Annotated in this window: 19 protein-coding genes; 5 read left to right on the top strand and 14 right to left on the bottom strand. The window is 45.0% G+C overall.

The genetic code is table 11. From position 1 onward, the window contains the following. Positions 1-488 (top strand): cation diffusion facilitator family transporter (locus A596_RS23640; RefSeq protein WP_235425796.1); only part of this gene is annotated, 488 nt, incomplete at its 5' end. 80 nt (positions 489-568) lie between these two features. Here the strand turns inward: A596_RS23640 and A596_RS22375 are convergent. From A596_RS22375 to A596_RS20255, 3 genes are all read right to left on the bottom strand, one after another. Beyond that, positions 569-2,638, bottom strand: coding sequence for an ATP-binding protein (locus A596_RS22375; protein WP_052417742.1), 2,070 nt, complete (start codon positions 2,636-2,638; stop codon positions 569-571). 218 nt (positions 2,639-2,856) lie between these two features. After that, the gene (locus A596_RS20260) at positions 2,857-3,255 is read right to left on the bottom strand and encodes a DUF1428 domain-containing protein (RefSeq protein ID WP_039918297.1); all 399 of its coding nucleotides are present in this window, start codon (positions 3,253-3,255) and stop codon (positions 2,857-2,859) included. An 803-nt stretch (positions 3,256-4,058) separates the two neighbouring features. Then, entirely contained in the window at positions 4,059-6,257 is a 2,199-nt protein-coding gene (locus A596_RS20255) for an alpha-glucuronidase family glycosyl hydrolase (protein WP_039918295.1), read from the bottom strand. A 95-nt stretch (positions 6,258-6,352) separates the two neighbouring features. On the opposite strand from A596_RS20255, the gene A596_RS20250 reads away from it, so the two are divergent. Continuing rightward, a complete protein-coding gene (locus A596_RS20250) occupies positions 6,353-6,547 on the top strand; it encodes a hypothetical protein (RefSeq protein WP_039918292.1) in 195 nt (64 codons plus the stop codon). Between the two features lie 55 nt (positions 6,548-6,602). Continuing rightward, entirely contained in the window at positions 6,603-7,739 is a 1,137-nt protein-coding gene (locus tag A596_RS20245; RefSeq protein WP_039918289.1) for an endo-1,4-beta-xylanase, read from the top strand. A 67-nt stretch (positions 7,740-7,806) separates the two neighbouring features. On the opposite strand, the gene A596_RS20240 is transcribed toward A596_RS20245, so the two are convergent. Next, complete coding sequence (locus A596_RS20240) at positions 7,807-8,889, bottom strand: SGNH/GDSL hydrolase family protein (protein ID WP_084128717.1); 1,083 nt, start codon at positions 8,887-8,889, stop codon at positions 7,807-7,809. A 160-nt stretch (positions 8,890-9,049) separates the two neighbouring features. Continuing rightward, positions 9,050-10,603 (bottom strand): alpha-N-arabinofuranosidase, encoded by a 1,554-nt coding sequence (locus tag A596_RS20235; protein WP_039918287.1) that lies wholly within the window; start codon positions 10,601-10,603, stop codon positions 9,050-9,052. 285 nt (positions 10,604-10,888) lie between these two features. On the opposite strand from A596_RS20235, the gene dinB reads away from it, so the two are divergent. Further along, positions 10,889-11,980 (top strand): DNA polymerase IV, encoded by a 1,092-nt coding sequence (dinB, locus tag A596_RS20230; RefSeq protein ID WP_039918285.1) that lies wholly within the window; start codon positions 10,889-10,891, stop codon positions 11,978-11,980. Between the two features lie 4 nt (positions 11,981-11,984). Here dinB and A596_RS20225 read toward each other — a convergent pair whose 3' ends face one another. The 6 genes from A596_RS20225 to A596_RS20200 form a co-directional block, all read right to left on the bottom strand. After that, the gene (locus A596_RS20225; protein WP_039918282.1) at positions 11,985-12,569 is read right to left on the bottom strand and encodes a DJ-1/PfpI family protein; all 585 of its coding nucleotides are present in this window, start codon (positions 12,567-12,569) and stop codon (positions 11,985-11,987) included. 17 nt (positions 12,570-12,586) lie between these two features. Next, entirely contained in the window at positions 12,587-13,873 is a 1,287-nt protein-coding gene (locus A596_RS20220; protein WP_052417741.1) for an MFS transporter, read from the bottom strand. Between the two features lie 144 nt (positions 13,874-14,017). Further along, complete coding sequence (locus A596_RS20215) at positions 14,018-14,224, bottom strand: hypothetical protein (protein WP_039918280.1); 207 nt, start codon at positions 14,222-14,224, stop codon at positions 14,018-14,020. Positions 14,225-14,496: 272 nt separating this feature from the next. Continuing rightward, on the bottom strand, positions 14,497-16,755 hold the full coding sequence (locus A596_RS20210; protein WP_039918277.1) for a glycoside hydrolase family 3 C-terminal domain-containing protein: 2,259 nt from the start codon (positions 16,753-16,755) through the stop codon (positions 14,497-14,499). Between the two features lie 183 nt (positions 16,756-16,938). Continuing rightward, positions 16,939-18,225, bottom strand: a complete 1,287-nt coding sequence (locus A596_RS20205) for a glycosyl hydrolase (protein WP_039918275.1) — start codon at positions 18,223-18,225, stop codon at positions 16,939-16,941. 196 nt (positions 18,226-18,421) lie between these two features. Then, on the bottom strand, positions 18,422-18,772 hold the full coding sequence (locus A596_RS20200) for a pentapeptide repeat-containing protein (RefSeq protein WP_039918430.1): 351 nt from the start codon (positions 18,770-18,772) through the stop codon (positions 18,422-18,424). A 502-nt stretch (positions 18,773-19,274) separates the two neighbouring features. Here A596_RS20200 and uxaC point away from each other — a divergent pair. After that, a complete protein-coding gene (gene uxaC / locus A596_RS20195; RefSeq protein ID WP_039918273.1) occupies positions 19,275-20,690 on the top strand; it encodes a glucuronate isomerase in 1,416 nt (471 codons plus the stop codon). A gap of 70 nt (positions 20,691-20,760) precedes the next feature. Here the strand turns inward: uxaC and A596_RS20190 are convergent, their stop codons facing one another. The 3 genes from A596_RS20190 to A596_RS20180 form a co-directional block, all read right to left on the bottom strand. Then, positions 20,761-21,255 carry a GNAT family N-acetyltransferase gene (locus tag A596_RS20190; RefSeq protein WP_039918271.1) on the bottom strand — a complete coding sequence of 165 codons (495 nt, stop codon included), beginning with the start codon at positions 21,253-21,255 and terminating at the stop codon, positions 20,761-20,763. A gap of 47 nt (positions 21,256-21,302) precedes the next feature. Beyond that, positions 21,303-22,184, bottom strand: coding sequence for an SMP-30/gluconolactonase/LRE family protein (locus tag A596_RS20185; protein WP_039918269.1), 882 nt, complete (start codon positions 22,182-22,184; stop codon positions 21,303-21,305). A gap of 150 nt (positions 22,185-22,334) precedes the next feature. Beyond that, on the bottom strand, positions 22,335-23,906 hold the full coding sequence (locus A596_RS20180; RefSeq protein WP_039918266.1) for a sodium:solute symporter family transporter: 1,572 nt from the start codon (positions 23,904-23,906) through the stop codon (positions 22,335-22,337). Positions 23,907-23,990: the final 84 nt, after the last annotated feature.

Here is a 23,990-nt window from a genome sequence, read left to right as displayed (position 1 = left end):
ATCACGATCACGATCACGATCACGATCACGATCACGATCACGATCACGATCACAAGCATCATGATCTCAATCTGAAATCAGCATACATACATGTTATTGCCGACGCTGCCACCTCTGTGCTTGCAATAATTGCGTTATTGGGTGGATGGATTTACGGCTGGTCCTGGTTGGACCCGGTAATGGGCATTGTTGGTGCCGTGTTAGTGGCAATCTGGGCAAAGGGATTAATTCGCGAAACCGGAAAAATATTACTGGATCGCGAAATGGATCATCCGGTTGTCGACGAAATTCGCGAAGTGATAGAAGCGGAAAATAACAATACTCGCATTACCGACCTCCACGTATGGCGCGTAGGTAAAAATGTTTATTCCTGTGCGATTGCTATAGCGACAAAAGATGCATCTCTAACTGCGGATATTATTCGCCAACGTCTTTCTGTACATGAAGAAATTGTTCATTCAACTATTGAGGTCCACACTGTCTCCTGAAAAAACTATTTGAAAATAAAAATTTAGCCATTCTGATTTATTTTTATATGGTATCGCGAAGCAACTCTAAGCTACCGGCTTCAATCCCGGGCTAAAAATTCTGCCAATGCTGAAAGATCTACCGGTTTAATTAAATGTGCGTCAAATCCTGCTTCCAATGAAAGGCGTCGGTCTTTTTCCTGGCTCATGCCCGTCAAGGCTACCAATTTGAAATTGTCTTTTCGCGTTTTACGAATTCTACGCGCCGCCTCATAACCATTGACCTCCGGCATCCCGATATCCAATAAAATTAAGTCAGGATAAAAACTCGCAGCCTTCTCTATGGCATCAAGGCCATCATGAGCGACCGCAACCGAGTGACCTATCAATTCCAGTAATGCAGCAAGGCTGATTGCAGAATCCCGGTTATCATCCGCGATCAATATCCGCAGGGGACCGGCATTTTTTTGCGCAGGGCTGTTTTGAACCTGTGAACTCACTGAAAATTGCCCGGATAACACCGGCAATCTCACAATAAATTCACTGCCGAATCCTAATCCCTCACTGTGTGCTTCTACAGAACCATCGTGCATATCAACCAAACTTTTCACTAACGCTAATCCCAACCCAAGTCCATTGCGAGTGCGCTCCAATGATTTATCCAACTGGACAAACATTTCAAAAATTTGTTGCAAATCAGCTTTATCAATGCCAATGCCATTATCGCGGATGCGCACGGATACAAGATCATTGTCATGCTCAACCATAAGCCAAATTTTCCCGCCTTTACCTGAAAATTTGCTGGCGTTGTTTAAAAGATTACCAATAACCTGTGTCAAACGAATCGGATCACCATAAATATAAATCGGGTCCGTGTGTAGGGTTACAATGAACTCTTGTTCCAGCTCATCAAATTGCGAGCGACTGGTTTCAACGGCATGGCTTATGATTTTTGTTAATGCGGTATTCTCTTTTCTGAGCTCAATTTTTCCTTGTGTAATCCGGTTCACGTCCAGCAAGTCATCCACTTGCCGCACCATATGGTCAACTTGCCGATTTAAAATTTCTGCCGCCAAACGCGATGTTTGTGCATCGCCATTTGCACGCAATAAAATTTGCCCCGCGTTGCGAATAGCCGCCAGCGGATTTCTTAATTCGTGTGCAAGCAATGCCAGGAATTCATTTTTGCGATGATCCGCCTCGCGCAACACTTGCTCTGTGCGAATTCGCTCCTGCATTGCAAGATGATGAACCATGATTACTGCAGCAGCGTTAGTCAGTGTACTGGCAACTTCCAGATCGCGTGGTGTTACGTCGCGCGGCTGTTGGTAATACATGCAAAATGTACCCACAATTTTCCCGCCGGCAACGCGCACAGGGAACGACCAGGTCGCACGAAAATCAAATCGGCGCGCAAGCCATAAATAGCTTTCCCAATCAGGGTCAGTATCGACATCCGAATAAATTAATGGCGTTCCAATATGCGCTGCCAATCCACAGCCGATAGAATCGGGGCCAACAGGAAAATCACCGATTACTTTCGTGTATTCGTCGCCCATTCCGGTGATGTGGTTAATTGTTTTGCCATCAGGTTTAAGCAAAAAAAATGATGCCCGCCCACCGTCGCCCATAAAATTGGTAGCGCACCTAATCAGCATATCCAGGGAAGTTTCCAACGGTGCACCGTTGATCGACGCTAAAAAAGCTTCTTTTTGACCTTTTAACCAGGTTTCATTGCGGAGCAATGCCTGCTCGGATTCGCGCACCTTGGTTGAATCATAAAAATAACAAACAACACCATATCGTCCATCCGGCAAGGTAATACGATGAAGTTCCCACTCATAGGCCTCTACAGCATCAATATCGGCGCGAGGCTCAATATAATCAACAGAAAAAAATGGTTCGCCTGAATCCAATGTGGTGCGAAATTTACTAATGACAAATGCCGCTACTGCTTCAGGCCAAAGAATGCGTATCGCTTCAGCAAAATCCCTCCCGATTACCGGATTTACATTGCGAAAAGCGTGTTTCTTGGATTCTCCATTCATCAAGGCAATTCGAAAATCGGAGTCGATTATATAAAGACCGAAGGGTGCGAGTTCGACCAATGAGAACAAGGACTCCCAATTTAAACGTGCCGAATCAGAAACGTTTTCATGCTCGTTAATCATGCTATTTACTCAGTGATGTTTTCGCCGGTGCTGAATACACAGATAATATCCTTCAACAAAAGTAGCCTTATTGAATGAAAGTTGGGACCAGCATTGTTGCCGACTATAGAACGGAAACTATTTTTTCGACAGTAATTCTTTTAAAAGCGGAGTGTTGCGGAAATTTTTGGCGCATCAATCAAGTAATATCAAAATCTATGCCTTGAATAAAAACGAAATTAACCGGAATGATCCAGCATAGGGCGGAACCCTGCCGCAATTAGCCGAGTGCCGTCAAACACAGGCTCCAGATCAGTAAACTGCATCCGTGAATCCGCCATTGCCTTTGCCATTCCTTCATCGCGGCTGCGTTTGTCAGGCCATTCAATCCATGACATAACAATTGTTTCATCAGTTTTAGCACCAGCGGTTGCTGCCATGGCTCTGTAATTAGCTGCTTCTTGACGTGCACTGTCCGCATGATAACTCGCTGCATCTGTTCCTTCATCAAGCCAACATTCCACCACTCTCAACGCTCCAAATTCCCGCACCACACTGGAAGAAATTTGCGCAAGCTTTTCATAACTCGCCTTATTGGCGCGGGGAACAGGAACCAGGAAACAATCAATGTAAGTCATGTGAAACTCCCGGTAATATGGATTGATTTTTGCGAAAAAATTAACTTATAGATAAATGAAAACAAAAACGCTCTAAAGTTCCAAATGCAATATAGTGGACCGCAACACACGGTGCTTCCCCGGAAGTATACGCAACAATGCTATATGTACGATCTGTATAATTTTTTATAAAAGAAGAAATGACATATCTCACATAGTCAGGATCTAAATTTTTTAGCCATAGAATTTTTTTCTGCCTTTAACGTTGTGCTAATCAAAAGTCATTTATTTTTTATTAATTCCATCAAGGCAGATGCTTATGTCATTGTATAAACTGAAACATTCAACCTCTATTTTTATAACTGATTTTGCAACCCGATCAATATGTTAATCAGGGTAAAATCCAATAAAGGCCCTGTAATACAGGGCATAAAGGATTATGGAAATGCGATTTTCTGATTTTTACCTGCAACTTGCTATGTATTATCGTTTTCGCCCAACAAAGCCAAAAAACTTTTAGGCAAGAGACTTAAACCACACAATTCCGCAAGTTGCTCTTGGGATAGCAGCCTTTTTTGCCTGAGCTCTTTAATTAACATACAAACCTCTCGTTGCCGAAAGCCCATAATATTAAAAAATGTGAACTGTCGGTAACGAAAAAAAGCCGCCTTTTTACCGCCAATTGGCAAATAACTACTTTATCGCTATGCAGTACATTGTTATATAGGATATATCGAAGTGATAATTAACAAAAAAGGTGGCAGATGCCACCTTTTTTGAAAAGTTACAGGATGCTATGCGAATGATTTAAAAAAATAGCTTACTTATTTCAACACGCGACTGGAACTGGCCGGATGCCATGGTTCCGGAACATAGCGCGTGCGCGCCAGGGTTTTGTAATATTCAAGGTCGTGTTTTGGTTGTTCATATTCTGCAGGAATTGGTTTTCCGGAAAACGTTTGGAAATACAGCACACAGGAATCACGCCAGATTACCGCATCGCGCTCCTGTATTTTCAATAGCGCTTTTACCTGCGCGAAACGCTCTGCATCGATAAATGATTCCAGCTTTTCCCATTCGCGTTGCATACTGCGCACTTGCTCAACACCATCGTAGTATTTGTGTACCAATTCATTCCACAGAGTGCGACCGGATTGCATCTGGTGGTCCCAACTGACATGATGAAACCACAGCAACAAATCTTCTGGCACGGTTTTTAAATCACCGTATTGTTTAGCCAGGGTTTCCGGATATTGTGCAACCGCATTGGAACCGGTTTTAGTGCGATTAAATCCAATACCATCTTTGGCGGCGCGATGGTAATAAATTGCAGTCCAATCCGGGCGTTCCAAATTTGCAGTCCAGGGTGCAGGGCCATAGTGATCGCCCTGTGAATACAAGTGTGTTAATCCCAACGGTGAACGATAATTTACGCCGGCCTCACGCGAAGCGAGCATAAATTGTTTTACCGGCTCGATAAATTTTTTGTCGTTGGTGAATGTCATTCGCAGCCACTCATCGGCAGCAACATCTGCAGAGATACTGTGATCCCACGCCATACGCCCGAACGCGTACCAGCTTGATTGCACAAAAGGATGACCGGTCCAGTTTCGATCTGTTCCCGGATTAATGACTGCCGCCATGCCAGTGTGTTTGGTGTTAAAAGTTTTTCCTTCCAAAATATTACCAATTGTGGAACCTTCACCTTTTACATAAGTTTCTGTGCGCAATGATTCTTCAAATAGCGACCCCTGGTAAGCAAGGTGAGTAGCAAAACCGAAATATTCTTGCGTAACCTGGAATTCCATCATCATGTTGGTTTTTTCCATCGCGGAAAATAATGCGGAATAAGGTTCGCGCGGTTGGAAATCGATAGGACCATTTTTAACTTGCAGGATCACGTTATCTGCAAATTTCCCATCGAGCGGTTTAAATTCATCGTAAGAACCGCGAAAGCGATCATCAATATCCGGGTGATATACAAATGCGCGCCAAAAAACTATACCGCCGTAAGGTTTTAATGCAGCAGCGAGCATATTGGCACCATCAGCGTGATTGCGTTTGTAATCTTGCGGGCCGGGCTGCCCCTCAGAGTTGGCTTTTACCAGGTAACCACCAAAATCAGGAATATAGTCGTAAACTTTTTTAGTGCGCTCTTGCCACCATTTTGCGACGCGTGGGTCCAGTGGATCTGCTGTGTCCAAATCGCCAAATGCACGGGGCGAATTATAATTAATCGATAGATAAACCTTTATCCCGTAGGGGCGAAATACATCCGCCAATGCTGCAATTTTTTGCAGGAATTGATCACTCAATACGCGCGGATCAGCATTCACATTATTGATCACCGTGCCGTTAATACCGAGCGACGCGTTGATGCGCGCATAATCTACATAGCGTTGTGATTTATGCTCCGGTAGCGTGCCCCAATCCCATAGCGATAAACCGGCATAACCACGCTCAATAACGCGGTTTAGGTTATCCCAATGGTTGATAACGCGATGTTGTAGTTTGGGTGCACTGCTGATGGAAATATTATCCAGCGCTTGCTGTGTTTGCAGTAAGCGCAATAAATGAAAACTGCCGTAGAGCACGCCAGTATCGGAATTAGCCGCAATAACAGTGACATTGCGTTTATTGATGCGTGCTTTCTCGATCAAATAACCTTCGTTACCCAACATCGATAAACGCGCGGATAAATCCAGTGACGCTATTAAAGGCGAGCTTGCCGGCGTGCCGACCACTAACGCATTACTGGATAATTTTTCACTGATAGCAACTGGCTTGGCAAGTAAACCACTTAATCCACGCTGCAATTCGCCAGTTGCAGCTTGCAGTGTTGGCGAATTGCCCTCAGTGATGATCGCTCTCAATTGTTGCTGATATGCCTTGCGGAGCTTCTGCTCTACTACCGGTTGGTAACGCAGCCAGGCCTCATAGCCGTCTTCAGCATGGGCAGGCATTGCCACTGTGAATGAAACCGTCAATAAGAGGAATATTTTGTAAAGAAATGCCCGACGCACGCCAACCCCCGTAGATTATTTTTAATCGCCGCCTTATAGTCATTGAAAATATAACACTGGTATACAAGAATACACATTTAATAAATGTAAAGGAAATGCGCAAGCTCGCCATTGCCCATAGCGATAACCCCGACTATAAAGTAGAAGCGGTCCATGAAGATTTCACCCTGGCGCACCTGAATGAAGGGGTAAACACCAACGGGTTATTGATCGCCCGGGATTATGGTTTGATCCACAAACATTACCTGATACCGATGATCAGACAGCGTTACTCACCCAATAATTTTTAATAACCTGGATAGCGAATTTTCAATAACCAGACCATTATCAACCGAGGAGACAAGAATGAAAATCTCACGCAGACATTTACTAGCGATGAGCGGAGCAACTGCCGCTATTATCGCCAGTGCAAAATTGCAGGCAGCAGAAAAAGCCGCTGCTGCTACCGGATTAAAAGAAGCATACAAAGACGATTTTTTAATTGGTGCCGCGCTCAGCGCCAGCATTATTAATAAACAAGATCCGAAATTGGTTGCAATTATCAATAAAGATTTCAATTCCATCACGCCGGAAAACTGCATGAAATGGGGTGAGATGCGCAATGAAGATGGCAGCTGGAAATGGGGCGATGCCGATGCCTTTGTTGCATTTGGCAGCAAACATAATTTGCATATGGTAGGCCACACACTAGGTTGGCATAGCCAGATCCCCGATAGCGTATTTAAAAATAAAGATGGCAGCTATATCTCCAAAGCAGAATTGGAGAAAAAACAAAAAGAACATATCACGACGATTGTTGGCCGCTACAAAGGGAAACTCGCCGCCTGGGATGTAGTCAATGAAGCCGTAGGCGACGATGGCAAAATGCGCGATAGCCATTGGTATAAAATCATGGGCGATGATTTCCTGGTCAACGCCTTTAACCTCGCACACGAAGTCGATCCCAACGCGCATTTGATGTACAACGATTACAACAATGAACGCCCGGACAAACGCCAGGCAACACTCGATATGCTGAAACGCCTGCAAAAACGCAATACACCAATCCATGGTTTAGGCATGCAAGCGCATATCGGTTTGGAAACCAACATACAGGATTTTGAAGACAGCATCCTCGCCTATTCTGCATTAGGTTTGAAAGTACACCTCACCGAGCTGGATATTGACGTACTGCCTTCAGTATGGAATTTACCGGTTGCGGAAATTTCCACCCGTTTTGAATACAAACCAGAGCGTGATCCTTACATCAAAGGTTTGCCTAAAGAAGTCGAGGAAAAATTGGCGAAGGCTTATGAATCGCTGTTTAAGATCCTGGTGAAACATCGCGATAAGGTTGACCGCGTAACTTTCTGGGGAGTGAGTGATGATGCCAGTTGGCTGAATGATTTCCCGATTAAAGGCAGAACCAACTATCCGCTATTGTTTGATCGCCAACAACAACCAAAACCGGCCTATTTCCGCTTGCTGGATTTGAAGCGCTAATTTTTTCCGGTAACAAAAACGGGCGATTACCTCGCCCGTTTTTATTTGGTTTCTGCTTTAATCGATATTACCAATTCATTTTTTGTTTGATAAATGCCGTTAACTTTTCTGCATTGGCTTTGTGCTGCGCGATGCGCGGATGCCCACCGAAGCCAGTGAACTCAAAGAAAATAGTATCGAGTTTTTGATCATTATTTTCTTTTTTCATACGTTCAACCGCCGTGGTGATATAGCCAGGCCACTTGGGCGTTGCCGTTGCATCCATACTGCCCAATGCACAAATAATTTGTGCCTTTGGATATTTGGCTCGCACACTGCGCACAAAATTAATATAGGCTTGAACACGTTGCGCGTCCGTTGGCGCAGGTTGTAAACGTTGTTCGCGATCTACCAGCCATGAATCATTCTGGAATAAATTAATTACCACGAGATCCGGGGTCCATTGGCTAAAGTTCCATTGGCTGTCGTTATTGCCTACCGCGCTAAGCTGGTCATAAAACTGCGGCATAATAAAAGGAAACCAGCTAATCATAATGCCGATTCCGCTTTGCGAAATAGTATGTAGCTCTGCATTCAGGTTGCGCGCCGTTATCGCGCCGTAAGCCCAATAATTATTTTTTTCGCTGAGCAAATGGTCTGCGCCATTATCAGCACCTTCGTTGCCTGCACCGGTAGTAATTGAATCGCCATAGATTTCAATACGACGAGCGGGTCGTGCTGGCGGCGCCAGCAATTTTGCATCTTTATCCAATAACAATCCCTTAAATGCCGTAGCGCCCTCTTCCCCTTCGGTACGCTTGTAGATTTCCAGGGTATGGTTGCCTGCTTTTAAGGCGGTGCTGATTACATAAGTTTGCTCGCCTTGTTTGGCTTCAAGCACATAAGGGTGCTGCGTTTCGCCATCGATAAAAATATTGAAATAATTTTTACCGAATTGATCATCCAGTTTTAAGGCTAATGAGGTACCAGTAAAATTCGCCTTGATACTGGTACCGGTCCAGGAAATGGATGGTGCTTTTTTATCTGCAAAATCAACGCGACCGGTATAGAGATAATTGGCGTTATCTGCCGGTATCAATTGCACCGGTTCACCAAATACAAACGGGGATGAACACAGAATACCCAATAGCAATCCATGGATTTTTTTCATGTTATATCTCTAAAGAAAAGGGCAATGTCGGGAGGGTTATATTGTGCTGCGAATCAGGGGTTGACTCAAGCAATGAAATAACATGCAGGTCAAGGATATTAATAATAAAAAAATCCCGGGCTTTAACCCGGGATTTTTACGATAACAAACGCGTGGAACCTTACTTCACTTCTACAACAACAACCGATTTAGCCGGCAGATCCAGCGCCAGTTTGCCATTGCTGGCCTTCGCAGAATAAGCCTCCGGTTTAATGTTGTTCGGTGCAGCAAACGTGTTGTGTGCATCCATCGCTTTCGCCGTTAACACCTGGCCGCTAACAGAATTAATTTTTACACCAGCAAGATTGATATCCACCGCTTCCGCTTTATTGGGATTGGTATTCACCAGCGCCAGATAAATTTTCCCGTCTTTTGCTCGCGCTGCGGTTGCACTTACCGCAGGAACTGATTGTTTACCCAGGGTATATTGTGGAACGTTTTTCAACTCCAGCGGAAATGATGTCGCATCCTGGAATGGTACATACATTTTATAAATATGGTAGGTCGGGGTCAGGATCATTTTTTCTTTATCCGTCAAAATCATTGCCTGCAGCACGTTTACCATTTGCGCGATATTGCTCATATGCACACGGTCTGCGTGCTTGTGAAAAATATTCAAATTCAATGCAGCAACAATTGCATCACGCAAACTATTTTGTTGATAAAGGAAACCGGGATTCTCACCTTTCTCCACGTCGAACCATGTACCCCACTCATCCACATAAAAACCTACCGTTTTCTCCGGATCATTTTTATCCATCACTTTTTTATTGTTGATAATGAATTCGTCCATTTTCAACGTATTAACCACCGTAGACATCCACTCAGCCTCTGGAAACTGCAATGCAGCACCTTTAACTTTCCAGTCGCCAGTCGGGAGCGTGTAGTAATGGAAACTCACTGCATCCATTCGCAAACTCCAATTGGGTTTTACATTGGCGGTGAGATGATCGGCCCAACTGGTATCTTCAGTGTGTCCACCGCTGGCAATCAGCTTCGGTTTATTGTGCTCGGGAGTTTTCAGGAAGCTGGCATATTGTTTATAGAGGTGAGTGTAAAACTCAGGGGTCATATTGCCGCCGCAGCCCCAAGCCTCATTACCAATCGCAAAGTAATGTACGCGGAAAGGTTTGTCGCGGCCATTTTTACGGCGTAACTCGGCAAGTGTAGATTTGCCCTCGCCCGTCATGTATTCAACCCAATCAGCCATCTCCTGCGCAGTGCCTGTGCCGAGATTACCATTCACATAAGTCTCTGCGCCGAGTATTTCGGCCAAATCAAAAAATTCGTGCGTACCTACCGCGTTATTTTCTTCCACACCACCCCAGTTGGTATTTACTTTTACCGGACGTTGCGCACGCGGACCAATGCCATCGCGCCAATGGTATTCATCGGCAAAACAACCGCCAGGCCAACGAACCAGAGGGACTTTGATTTCCTTTAGCGCGCCAATTACATCATTACGCCAACCGCGTGTATTCGGGATTTTGGAATCCGGACCAACCCACAGTCCCTCGTAAACACCGCGCCCCAAATGCTCGGCAAATTGACCGTAGATATTTTTATTAATGACCGGACCGGGCTTGGTCGTATCCACACTTAACTGGGTATTGGCAAAGACCAGGGAGGATGCGCACAGGCCGATAGCTGCCGCGAGCGGTTTGATAAAACGCATAGGATTTTCTCCAGAGTTTGTATTTATAGTTAAATCAGGCAAGTTAAGAATAGTCGCCCAGAGATAATATAGTCATACAATTTAACCTAATTTTACCCGTTGTTACCAGGCTTCACACTGACCCGTATGGCCTGGCAGGAACACTCACATCACCCTGGCCCAATTACCACTGCCGTAACCTGGCGATACCAGGGCATATCCTTTGCAACGCAAATACTGGTTTTTTAGCCATACTGTGTTTAAATACAGAAACCTGACCAACTCCTTTTAACAAACACTTTCCTGATGCGTAAAATTATTCACCTGGATGCCGATTGTTTTTTCGCCGCGATTGAAATGCGCGATGATCCGTCATTGGTGAAACTTCCCATCGCAGTAGGCGGGCGCAGTGAAAGCCGTGGTGTTATATCAACCTGCAATTATGTAGCGCGACGCTACGGCGTGCGTTCCGCGATGCCCACCAGCCATGCCAAACGCCTCTGCCCGGACTTACTGGTATTACCCCATCGCATGGATTCCTATCGCGAGGCATCTATGCAAATGCGCAGTATTTTTTATGAATATACCGAGTTGATCGAGCCACTCTCGTTGGATGAAGCGTTTCTGGATGTGAGCGATTCGGAATTTCATCACGGCAGTGCAACACTCATCGCACAGGAAATTCGCGCGCGTATTCAAAAAGAAATCGGCATTACCGTTTCTGCAGGCATCGCCCCCAATAAATTCCTCGCCAAAATTGCCAGCGATTGGAATAAACCTAATGGCCAATTTGTTATTACGCCAGCCAAAGTACCAGAGTTTGTAGCGCAACTACCGGTAAATAAAATTTATGGCGTGGGCAAAGCCATGGCGGCAAAACTGGCAGAGTCCAGTATTTTTACTTGTAGTGATTTGCATAAGTTTTCAGTGTTCGAATTAACCCAGCGCTACGGGCAAATGGGCACACGCCTTTATCATTTAAGCCGTGGTATTGATAACCGCCCAGTGACTGTGGATCGCCGCCGTAAATCCCTGAGTGTTGAAAATACCTTTGCAAACGATTTATCGGGATTACCACAGTGCTTGAACGAAATCCCATCTTTAAGCCAGCAACTGGCGATTCGTCTGCGCCGCGTGGATGACGATTACAAAGTGGTGAAGCTTTACGTAAAAATAAAATTTTCCGATTTCAGCATCACCACTATCGAACGCAGTGCCAGTGCTGTTTCACTCAGCGAATTGCAAAGCTTATGCGCTGAAGCGTACAACCGCAAAAATATGCCGGTGCGTTTATTGGGTGTTGGTGTCAGGTTTATTGATTTGCGGGAAGATAATAATTTTTTGCAGTTGGAGCTTTTTTCTAATCAAAGCTCCATCCAATATGCTGAGGCAAATTAATAACCTAGCGACTGTTGTTCCAATCATACTCCATTTGCCGCGCAGTTCTTTCTGCTAAATCGCGACTGTGCAAGCGCGCAACCAAATATAAACTCATGTCAATTCCCGCTGAAATACCGCTGGAAGAAACCAGATTCCCGGCATCGACCCACCGAATATTTTCCTGTACATCCAATTCAGGAAATTGTTGGCGCAGATCGGGAATATCTTCCCAATGGGTGGTGACTGTTGTATTGGATAAATTAGTAGCTTTAGCAAGCAAAAAAATGCCAGTGCAAACTGTTGCTGTTAACGATACCCGGCAATGCTGCTGTTTCAACCAAGCCATTACATTATCCTTTTCCATCTCGCCGGTGTGAACACCACCAACCACGACTAATAAATCCAGTACAGGATGGTTATGAATTGAATAATCCGGAAGCACTTTAAAACCGGCACGGGCTACAACAGTCGCTCCGGTTTCTCCTATCAAATACACACGAAATAGATCCGGGTTTTTAGCCACACGCGCAGCCGTGGAAAACACTTCGAATGGGCCAGAGAAATCGAGCACTTCAGCATTATCGTAAATATAGATGCCTACATTCATCGCCAACTCCTTTCAATTCAATATTTGCCCTGGTTTCTACTTTTTAATTTAACGCTCGCCCAGGTTAACAGCATCAGCGTAACCAATGCAAAGAATGGCACTTGCCATAAGAGTGAATGGCGTAACGCGTTGCCGTCTGGCGAATTCGGGAAATGTGCCAATAACATTGAAAAAGCCAAACTAAATAGGCCATACCCTAAATTGAAAATTAAACCTTTAACCGAAAGCACAGTTGCGCGGCGCGATGATTCCGCTTCCTCATGCAATACACGGCTGACGGTGAACCCCAGGAAAAACATCATGCTGAACAAAAAAATAGCGGGAATTAATCCGTAAATCGACCAGGCAGGAACCAACACAATCAATCCAACCAGGGTACAAATTACTATGAATAACAAGTTGGTGAACAAACTGAATTTTTCATTCAACCGTTTGGCAATACCGGGGATAATAAAACCCATTATTCCAAATAACGCACCAAGAAACCCATAAGTCCATTCCGGCACATCAATCAGGCGGTAATAACTGCTGTTGATGGTAGCAAAATTACGCACAATGGAATCCACCGCAACACCGATCACTATCACTACCAATGTCTTCGGATTAGTTAGCACCCAGCGCGCTGTAGTGAGAATATGCTCCCAGGTATTTTCCAGTTTTGCACCAGCGATGGCATGGGCAGGCTCGCGCATGCGCCAGGTAATAAATACACAAACTATTGCCTGCAACAACACTAATAGAACCGGTATGCGATGAGCAATGTCAGCAGGAATAGTCTGGTCTTGTGGTAACAAAAAATTCAGTATCTGAGGATCGTATAAAATCCCGCCTAAAATCATCGCAACAACAAATCCAATCGAGCGCCAGCGCATTACTTTGGCAAGCAGTTTATCCCATGCCAGGGTGCGATTCTGCTCTGGCAATGAATCGTAGGCTAGCGCTTCGTCTGCACCGCTAGCGCAAGCTTCCGATATTCCCGAACAGATACGATTGAGAATACAAAGCAAGAGCAGCATGGCTCCGCTGGACCAGGATGCGAATAACAAGCAAAGCATTTCAATAAACATCAGCGCAGATGCAGCCACCAACAACTTGCGCCGGCCGATAGTATCAGCCAATGCCCCCGAGGGAACTTCAAACAGGAAAATGGTAACTGCCCACACAAAATTGAGCATGACGAACTGATCCAGGGTTAAACCCAAATCAATAAATAAGATTGCCAGTACCGGATAGTAAGCACGCGCAGTAAAGAATACGGAGAAGATAATAAAGCGATTAATATTACCTGATAAATCCGCGCGCATATTGATGTCCCTGGTTTATCGCTGGAGAGAACCATCAATATAGCGGGTTACTTGCTAACCGCCAGCATCAGTATAAAAATTAAAACCGGTATTGGATTACTCCAATACCGGTTTCCATAGATCAAATTGGCTAAATAAATGTCATTAGCAATTTTTGTCCGTGGCTTTTTCGCAGGCATCTTCAACGCCATCTTTTACTTCGTCGGCAGCATCATCCAATTTATCGCGGGCTTCATTGCCGGCATTATCAATTTTTTCCCCAAGTTGCTCTGCTTTTCCGTCATTGGAATCACAGGCAGCCAGAGGAAAAGCCAAACATAAAATAATCAATGCATTTTTGAGAATAGTCATAATAGACTCCTTATCCTTTTTCGCTTGAATTGAATTGCTCAACGCAAAGTTCATACGAGCTAATGCGCATTGCGTGCCAGAAAATAAAATTACCAATAAATTCAATAGCTAAATGGCATAGAGTGACTAAAAACCATTATGGAAGGAGAACTAATAACAGAATTTTCTGTAAAACTTACAAACAAAAAAACGGCGACTATAAAGTCACCGTGTAGAAAGACATGAAATTTTCCACTGTAATTAACCAATCTTGAAGCGGTCCAACAATGCTTCTATTTGCCATTCACATTCAAAGTCCTGGCCGGAATTTTTACTTTCGCCGTTGACTGCGGCTCGATTGCCGACCGCGCAAGAATTATTTCATACTGGTCCTTGGCAATTTTCCAGGTTTTGGACTCGCTTTGATAAATAGCCAACAAACGGGGGTCGACAACAACAGAAACCTGCGTTGATTCTCCCGGTTTTAAATCCACCTTTTGAAATGCCCCCAAACGTTTTGGAGCTTCCCATTTAGTGTTGAGTGGAGCGATATACACTTGTGCCACTTCTTTACCTGCAACAACACCGATATTTTTTACACGGAAGCTGACATTCAGTTGATCATTTTTAACAGTTGCCTTTAAATCGCTAAACTCAAAATCCGTGTAAGACAATCCGTACCCAAATGGAAATAATGGTGTGTGGTTGTGGGCATCAAACCACTTATACCCTACGGTAGCGCCTTCGGTGTAATTCACATCAAAGCGCTGATCCTTTACTTCAGGATAACCATCCACTTTTAATCGCGGTAATTGTGCTTCTGCGGCAGGGAAAGTAATTGGTAGATGGCCGGATGGATTTACTTCACCCGTTAAAACGCGCGCGATTGCTTCACCACCGCTAGTGCCCGGATACCATGCTTCTACCACTGCACCCACATCATTTAACCAGGGCATTAATACCGCACCACCTGTTTGCAAAACGACAACAGTTTTTTTATTGGCTTTAGCCACAGCGGCAATCAATGCATCCTGATTATCAGGTAAGGATAAATTCGCGGCATCAACCGACTCTGCGGTCCATTGATTGGCAAACACCAACACCAAATCACTTTCTGCAGCCAATGTTGCGGCAATTTGAATATTGGTTCCTTCATCAAAGGTAATGCGGGTATCAGGCAAACGTGCCTCCAATGCCTTCATCGGGGATGATGGGTAATACACCATTGGTCCAGGAAATATTTTCGGACCAAGACCAGAAACCGCCATTCCGCCCAACGGATAAACTTGCGATGAACCACCACCGGAAAGTACACCGACATTAGCATGGGAGCCGATGATCGCGATTTTTTTCACACTTTTGGTGAGCGGTAAAAGCTTGTCATTTTTTAATAATACAATGGCTTCTTCTGCATCTTTTTGGGAAATCAATCCGTGCTTTTTGAAATCAATATTGTTGCTGCCTTTGGGAACAGGATTATCAATGACACCCTTATCAAACAACGCGAAGAGCACACGCCCGGCCATATCATTAAAACGTTCTTGCGATACCCAGCCATTCATAACTGCTTCTTTTAATGGCTCTTTAAAATAAGCGGAAACATCGAAAGGAAAACCGGATTGCTGATCCAGGCCATTATTTGCTGCGGGAACTGTAGAGTGGGTTGCGCCCCAATCGGACATAACCCAACCTTTAAAGCCCCAATCCTTTTTCAATACTTCATTTAATAAATAATCACTTTCACAACCATATACGCCATACACACGGTTGTAGGAGCACATTACTGAACCGGGGTTGCCAATTTCGTAAGCAAATTGCAGTGCAAGTAAATCGGACATGCGCCCTGCAGCTTCATCAATATTTACATTTAAATTAAAGCGACCGGTTTCCTGGTCGTTGTACGCAAAATGTTTCAATGTGGAAACAATATGATTGGATTGCACACCTTTAATTTGATGGCCTACCATCACACCGGCAAGATAGGGATCCTCACCACCGTATTCAAAATTGCGGCCGTTGCGCGGTTCACGTACTAAATTTACACCGCCGGCAAGTAACACATTAAAGCCGGAAATGCGCGCCTCAGCGCCGATCATTGCACCACCATCAAATCCAATTTTTGGATTCCAGGTTGCTGCAGTTGCCATGCCCGATGGTAATGCCGTGCGCTCACGCACATTGGGGCCAGATTGGGACGCGACACCTACACCGGCATCTGCTTGCCAGATATTGGGAATACCCAGTCGCGGCACACCATAAACAAAACCCGCCGACTGCGGATAGGACTCTTCAGGACGCGTGAAATTTTTCCAGGGTGCATCCGTACCAAAATAACCCATCAATAAACTGAGCTTTTCATCCACTGTCATTTCTTTTAACACCAACTGCGTACGTTCATGCGCACCAAGTCTGGTGTTCATCCAGGGCTTGCTGGCCAGTTCTTTTTGACTTGGTGCAGATGCCTGTTGTTGCGTTTGCGCATTCGCCATCAATATTGGGCCGGCCAGTGCGCAGCCCATTGCGATGATGCTGAGTTTTTTTAGAAAGGTCATATTGTTGAGCCCCTTGCGTTGTGTATTGGAGAGCATCGTTGTTGTTATGAGTTGAGCGTTGTTATAAAAATCCGGGCGATACTAGCCGTTCAAATATCGATCCGCAGGAACTTAACCGATATTTACCTGCACCAGATATAAAAACGGCCCTTTTACAAGAGCCGTTTTTATTACTGAAATAATTTATTTCACTTCAGTCTCAATCGTATAGACACCGGAAATATCGCGATTAAACGCCGTAAGATTGTCTTTATAAAAGACACGGAAATCGTCTAAAGTTCCATTCTTGATATTTTCTTCACGATTCGATGGAACCCAATAATGAGGAACGTTTTTTCCATTCGGACCGGGAACACCTTGCGGAGCATTACGCCAGGTCAGCAAGAATGCAATGTGGCGCGCTTCATTATCTGCTTTTAATCCGGCAATCAATTTTTGATACCACTGGTTATCGTATTTACCAGCCTCAATATCGGGTGCGCGAATACCAATTTCAGAAATTACCGGAATTTTTCCGCGCGCATCTGCCATGCGCACAACCAGTGCTGCATTGGCGACTACATTTTTAAACCAGTCAGTGTTATCCGCTACCGGACCGTAAGCATCAAAACCCAGAACATCCACCCAGGCATTACCAGGATAACGCTCCAAATAGTTCGCTTCAGTCACATCCCAAAAATTATTCGGGGAGTACGCGTAAAGAAAATTATGAACACCTTTTTTATCGCGCAAATATTCTACGGTGTATTGATAAAGCCTTTTGTATTGTTCGGGTGTCGATTGTTTATCGCCCCACCAAAACCAGCTCCCGGTATTCTCATGAAGGATGCGGAAAATAACGGGGATTAATTTACCCTGGTCATCTTTTAAATTATTAGCCCAATGGGCGAGCTGATCGAGATAACCTTTATAGACATCATTAAATTCACCACCGGGTAAAGATTCAACAACGGCCGGGGTCTGGTCCCACGCAGTACCGACCATTCCCTCACCTTTTTTCTTATCAGTTTTGGGGTTATCAAAATGCGAGCTCACAGTGATGATACCGCCGCGAGCGTAAGCTTTTTTAATTTGCGCAACCACATCGCCTTCCTGTTTTGGTGTCACGATGCTGAGCGTATCCCAACCATACACCGCAGCAAAATCCCCCACCGCATTGAAGGTATCGGATTGAGAGCCATCGGTTGATGTGATCGTCAAACCTTGCGTTGTGTCATGCTGGTGGCCAAACATGATCGCTTGTTTGCGATGCTGTTGCATAAATACAAACAGCGAATGGGTTTCAGCAGTTGCTTTTTTATCGACAATATTAATTTCTATTGGCAATGCTTTTTTCGCAGCAACCTTCGTAGCACCCACAGATGTTGCAGAATTGCTTTCCGCCATCGAAAGCGCAGAAAACATTCCCAGCATTAACGTTGAACAACACACCAGCGCCGATAATAACTTCGGTAATATACATTTTTTCATTCCACCCTCGCGGATTCTTAAATTGTAAGGAAACGAGTCCATTTCTTTTTATTGCTATTAATTACCGCTGGTGCTGTGTTTTGATTGCAGGATATATTTATCCAAAAATATGTTTATACATTAATCAATCAGGTTAAAAATTCTTGTAATTTTTCCGGCTCATTTATTTTCAATGTGGATTGCAAACCAATGCAACTCACTTACTAAAGTAACGCACGCGAATACCCAGATCAAATGACAACCGCAATTCAGTCGCCGGTAATTCCGCAGGGAAAAAACATCCGGAAATGTGAGCCTGGCAAAAACTCGCACCTTCCAATTGGGTATTGCGAAAATCTACTCCACGCAAATCGGCCCCGCGAAAATAAGCATCGCGCAAGTCCAGGCCACTGGCATCCAGCTCACGCAAATCAAGGCCGCGAAAATCGCCGCCGCGCAACATACCGTCTTTTATTTCGCCGCGCGCTTTGCGCTGGTTAAACTCGGCTACCCGCTCGGAACGCAACAGTTCGTAATACGGATTAGTGTGGACAATCGGCTTGGTCATAACAGACTCCGTTTTGGTAGCAATAATCGCAATAAAACCTGTTTTGACTATAGCTGATGAATCCACTTTTGCTTAACCGGTTTAGCGGCGCCCGGCATTATACTGTAAACGGTTACATTCGAGTTAAAGAAGTGTAATAGTCGTAATAAATCACTGCGGCTAGCTGTTGGTATTTTGCCTGCCAGCAGTTACACTGGTATCCAAGCTGCAACATAGCGGCACGCCCAATAGTTACGGTTTTCGTGTGGTCATCCATTGAGCCTTTTGGGCAGGCAATCCTCGGTCAAACTTATCTCTTCGTGTATTGGCAGCATGCTGGTACTCGATGGAATAACAACATTCAACCAGTCTCCCTTTCCAAAGGTTGTCCGTTTATTTTCGGGCCAGGCTTTTATTTATGGTTTGGGAAAACGAGACATGCGTTGAGCGTAATACTTTCTTGCCATCGCACAGCCTCAACGGGAAACGCTGTTGCTTCGGCATATCTTGAGGAATTGTGAGAATGAGCTTTATCCACGACGACTTTTTGCTCGATACCGAACAGGCGAAGGTGCTATTTCATGACTACGCCAAAAATATGCCCATCATTGATTACCACTGCCACCTGCCCCCCGAACAAGTAGGCCAGAATAAACAATTCAGAAATCTCTACGAAGTCTGGCTAGCCGGTGATCATTACAAATGGCGAGCCATGCGCTCCAACGGTGTTGATGAGCGCTACTGTACTGGCGACGCCAGCGACTGGGAAAAATTTGAAAAGTGGTGCGAGACGGTTCCTTACACACTGCGAAATCCGCTTTACCACTGGACGCACCTCGAACTGCGCAAACCTTTCGGCATTACGGACCGCCTGCTTGATAGCACCAACGCCAAACGCACCTGGGATCAATGTAATGAATTATTGGCCACACCGGAATTCAGCGCGCGCGGTTTAATGCAACAAGCCAATGTGAAACTGGTGTGCACCACTGATGACCCCATTCACGATCTGGCACATCACAAAACTGCTGCTGCCGACAAATCCTTTAAATCGTCCATGCTGCCAACCTGGCGCCCGGACCGGGCAATGGCGGTAGAAAGTGAAGCGGCATACAATAAATATCTGGATCGCCTCGCAATCGCTGCTGATGTGAACATCAACACTTTTGATGATTTGATTCGTGCGCTGGATATTCGCCATGATTATTTCCACGCAAATGGCTGCCGTTTGTCGGACCATGGTTTGGAAACTGTTTACGCAGCGGATTATACCGAGGAAGAAATCAAAACAATTTTCCTCAAAATCCGTAACCACAAAGAATTGGATGCCGTTGAAATTGAAAAATTCCAATCTGCCATGATGGTGCAATTTGCATTGCAGGATCATGCGAAAGGTTGGGTGCAACAATTTCACATTGGTGCGATTCGCAACAACAACCCACGTTTGTTCCGTACCCTGGGTGCAGACACAGGATTTGATTCAATTGGCGACCACAATTACGCGAAGCCCCTGGCAAAGTTTTTGGGCCGCCTGGACGACCAGAACAAACTCGCCAAAACGATTATTTACAACTTAAACCCGCGTGACAACGAAGTCATTGGCACCATGATCGGTAATTTCCAGGACGGTTCGGTAGCGGGCAAGATCCAGTTTGGCAGCGGCTGGTGGTTCCTCGACCAAATGGACGGCATGACTCGCCAGATTGAAGCCCTGAGCCAATTGGGTTTGTTGAGCCGCTTCGTGGGCATGTTGACTGATAGCCGCAGCTTCCTGAGCTATTCGCGCCATGAATATTTCCGTCGCATTCTGTGCGGAATTTTGGGTCGCGATATGGCAAAAGGCTTAGTGCCAAATGACACCAAAATGGTAGGTAAGATGATTCAGGATATCAGCTTCAACAATGCGAAAAATTATTTTCCGTTTGTCCTGCCTGAGTAGGTTCAACCTGATATTTCACCGTGTAATTTTTCCAGCACAATAAAGCCCGCTTCGCCGGGCTTTATAAAAATTACACTAACTTTTTCTGCCAGAATAACGCCTGTCCAGCTTCCGGTTTTAATTCATAACCCGCAAAACCAAATTTTAAATAGGCACGCTTTGCAGTTTCATTTCCGCTTAATACTTCCAGCGTTATTTTGCAGCAACCGCGTTCGCGCGCGATGCGCTCAAGCGCTGCCAATAACTGTTGGCTGAGTTGCAATCCGCGAAACTCCTGCACCACAACAATATCATGCACATTCAATAGTGGTTTTGCTGCAAAGGTTGAGAAACCTTCAAATGCATTTAATAACCCCGCCGGTTTGCCATCCACATACGCCAGCAACGAAATAGCGAAACTGCGCCTGGCTAATTCATCAACCAGAGTATTTTGCACATGTCCGGTGAGAGGAGCGCCGCCGCCCATTGGGTCCAGTGCATATGCATTTAGCAGATACACCAGATCTTTTGCGTGCTGCGGATTTTTATAATCAGCCGATACAATTTCAATCGATACATCTGCCATAGCTAGGCCTTCTCAACATCATTTTGCGGGAAATATCACTACCTGAATTAACCGAAGCGCGGCTCTTCCAAACCTTGAATGTCGGTTTGGAAAATAAATAAGTTACCCGCCTGCGGTTGCAGTTTCAAAGCGTCTTCGCTTAAACCAATTCGCGCGCTGGTTACTGCGAGCAAATTTAATTGTTCGCCACCAAACGCAACGCAGGTTGCCTGCGAAACCGGCATTGTTAATACCAGGTCTATACTGCCATCAGGTGCATAGCGCACCACGCGATTGCCGCCCCACTGTGCATTCCACACATACCCTTGCGCATCCACGCAAGCCCCATCCGGTTCTACACCGGGCTCAGTGCGCGCAAACACCTGGCGATTGGACAGTGTTCCATCAGCAGCATCAAAATCATAAACATTAATTGTATGGGTGGGCGAATCAGCGTGATACAACTTGCGCGAATCCGGACTCCAGCAGAGCGCGTTGGAAATATGCAGGCCGGTAAGATGCTGGTTTATTTTTCCGTCAGCACTTAATGAATAAAGTGATGCGTATTGATCCGGTGTATTTTTCTGGTCAAGGATTGTGCCCATCCAGAAGCGCCCCTGGCGATCACAACGTCCGTCATTAGAGCGATTTCCCGGTATATGTGCTTCCGGTTTCGCGATCCACTCCACAACACCGTTGCTGTAATCAAACCATGCAAAACCGGATTCAAACGCTGCCAGCAGGCGCGAATCATTTTTCGCAAACGCAAAGCAACAAAGCTTTTCCGGCAAATTCCAGTGCGACAGTTTTTTAGTAGCCAGATGATAGCGATAAAGTTTTGCGGAATGGATATCTGTCCACCAAAAACATTGGTCTTGGGAATTCCATTGTATGCCCTCGCCTAATACGTTTTCGCAGGGCACGGTATCAATGAGCGTGTAGTTAGCCATAGTTGTTAGCCACAATTATTATCTGCATGTCGTTGCATTTTCTTTTATCTGTAAACAGCAATTTAACATTCACTGTAAAACAGTTTGCAATCCCGCAAATAAAAAAACGCCCCAAGGGGCGTTTTAACCAGTCCCATCAGGGCACGAAGCTTACCACCAGATACTGTAGAAGGCGACGAGTATCACCACCACGCCAACGCAGGCAGCGTTGTATACCGGCTCGGTTTTAAAATTGATGCCACTGAGATCGATGGCTTTCTCCTGATCCTTACCACCGGCAGCATAGGTAACGATCACGGCAAGAACAGCACAAATTACGAATACCAGACCTACGCGATCCATAAACGGCAAGCCGGGATAAAATTCTTTGAATGCAATCGATAATAAAATGGAAGAAATGCCTGCAACCAAAGCAGATGTCGCCGTTGCTTTTTTCCAGAAGAAACCAAACAAAAACATTAACACAATTCCCGGAGTGAAATAGGCGGTGAAATCCTGAATAAACTGGAACGCCTGATCTGATTTCCCGATAAGCGGCTTGGCGACAACCAACGCAATAATTAATGAAATCGTAGCCGCAATGCGACCTACGTTGACCAGATGCGCTTCTGATGCCGATGGCTTGATAATTAATTTGTAAATATCCATGGTGAACAATGTGGAAATACTATTCACCTTCGAGCTGAGCGATGCGCAAATGGCTGCAACCAGACTGGCAAAGACAATTCCCAATAAACCATGAGGAAGTAATTTCATCATTTCCGGATAGGCGCGATCGGATGGCGATAAACCGGGAATCAAACTCGCCGCTGCAACACCAGGTAATACCACAATGATTGGCATCAACACTTTCAGGTATGCCGCCAGCGCAATACCTTTTTGCGCTTCCTGCAAACTTTTTGCAGCGAGTGTGCGTTGGGTTATGTATTGGTTGAAGCCCCAGTACGACATGTTCATTACCCACATGCCACCAATTAACACAGAAATACCTGGCAGGTTTTGATATTGCGGATTGCTTGGGTCAAGAATTAAATCAAATTTTTCCGGAACTGTTTCCAACAGCGTAGTGAAGCCATGCACGATACCTTGATCGCCACCAATTTTTTCCAAACCGAGATAGGTAATTAATAAACCGCCTAACACCAATAGAGTTACCTGGAATACATCGGTAAACGCGACCGCTTTCATGCCACCGTAAATGGAATAGGTGAATGAAAAAACCGCAAGGCCGATCATGGCATAAGTCATTTCAACACCGGTTACCGCTTCAATTGCCAAAGCACCGAGATATAAAATAGACGTGAGATTCACCAGCACATACAAGGTTAACCAGAAAATCGACATCACGATGCGCACGCGACGGTCATAACGATTTTCCAAAAATTGCGGCATGGTATAAATCCCCTTCGCCATAAAAATCGGCAGGAAATATTTACCAACGATGAAGAGTGTAATAGCAGACATCCATTCGTAGGATGCAATGGCAATACCCGCGGCATAACCGGCACCGGACATACCGACAATTTGTTCTGCAGAAATATTCGCAGCGATGAGTGAAGTACCTACTGCCCACCAGGGCAAGGATTTACTCGCCAGAAAATAATCTTCGGCGTTTTTTTGGTGCCCGGCTTTTTCGCGCGAAACATAATAAGCAATGAAAATCAGAACCATGGCGTATAACGCCAGAATAGAAAGGTCTAACCAATTTAGGCTATTAATCATTACCGCAGATCTCCTGACTACTTATTGAATTTTATTTTTATAGCTTCAATGAGCTTTTGGTAATCAGGATTACCTACCGCAACC

This window comes from Cellvibrio mixtus subsp. mixtus J3-8 (assembly GCF_000766945.1).
Taxonomy (GTDB): domain Bacteria; phylum Pseudomonadota; class Gammaproteobacteria; order Pseudomonadales; family Cellvibrionaceae; genus Cellvibrio; species Cellvibrio mixtus_A.
The sequence above is the reverse complement of the archived record's forward strand: the minus strand, read 5'-3'. Positions and strand labels throughout refer to the sequence as shown.

What these genes read in the sequence shown, in the direction of transcription:
- A596_RS20245 (WP_039918289.1), top strand. Translation starts at nt 6,603, where the DNA reads ATGAAAATCTCACGCAGACATTTACTAGCGATGAGCGGAGCAACTGCC.
- A596_RS20215 (WP_039918280.1), bottom strand. Translation starts at nt 14,224, where the DNA reads ATGACTATTCTCAAAAATGCATTGATTATTTTATGTTTGGCTTTTCCT.
- A596_RS20220 (WP_052417741.1), bottom strand. Translation starts at nt 13,873, where the DNA reads ATGCGCGCGGATTTATCAGGTAATATTAATCGCTTTATTATCTTCTCC.
- A596_RS20205 (WP_039918275.1), bottom strand. Translation starts at nt 18,225, where the DNA reads ATGAAAAAATGTATATTACCGAAGTTATTATCGGCGCTGGTGTGTTGT.
- uxaC (WP_039918273.1), top strand. Translation starts at nt 19,275, where the DNA reads ATGAGCTTTATCCACGACGACTTTTTGCTCGATACCGAACAGGCGAAG.
- A596_RS20260 (WP_039918297.1), bottom strand. Translation starts at nt 3,255, where the DNA reads ATGACTTACATTGATTGTTTCCTGGTTCCTGTTCCCCGCGCCAATAAG.
- A596_RS22375 (WP_052417742.1), bottom strand. Translation starts at nt 2,638, where the DNA reads ATGATTAACGAGCATGAAAACGTTTCTGATTCGGCACGTTTAAATTGG.
- A596_RS20250 (WP_039918292.1), top strand. Translation starts at nt 6,353, where the DNA reads ATGCGCAAGCTCGCCATTGCCCATAGCGATAACCCCGACTATAAAGTA.
- A596_RS20190 (WP_039918271.1), bottom strand. Translation starts at nt 21,255, where the DNA reads ATGGCAGATGTATCGATTGAAATTGTATCGGCTGATTATAAAAATCCG.
- dinB (WP_039918285.1), top strand. Translation starts at nt 10,889, where the DNA reads ATGCGTAAAATTATTCACCTGGATGCCGATTGTTTTTTCGCCGCGATT.
- A596_RS20210 (WP_039918277.1), bottom strand. Translation starts at nt 16,755, where the DNA reads ATGACCTTTCTAAAAAAACTCAGCATCATCGCAATGGGCTGCGCACTG.
- A596_RS20185 (WP_039918269.1), bottom strand. Translation starts at nt 22,184, where the DNA reads ATGGCTAACTACACGCTCATTGATACCGTGCCCTGCGAAAACGTATTA.
- A596_RS20235 (WP_039918287.1), bottom strand. Translation starts at nt 10,603, where the DNA reads ATGCGTTTTATCAAACCGCTCGCGGCAGCTATCGGCCTGTGCGCATCC.
- A596_RS20225 (WP_039918282.1), bottom strand. Translation starts at nt 12,569, where the DNA reads ATGAATGTAGGCATCTATATTTACGATAATGCTGAAGTGCTCGATTTC.
- A596_RS20180 (WP_039918266.1), bottom strand. Translation starts at nt 23,906, where the DNA reads ATGATTAATAGCCTAAATTGGTTAGACCTTTCTATTCTGGCGTTATAC.
- A596_RS20200 (WP_039918430.1), bottom strand. Translation starts at nt 18,772, where the DNA reads ATGACCAAGCCGATTGTCCACACTAATCCGTATTACGAACTGTTGCGT.
- A596_RS20240 (WP_084128717.1), bottom strand. Translation starts at nt 8,889, where the DNA reads ATGAAAAAAATCCATGGATTGCTATTGGGTATTCTGTGTTCATCCCCG.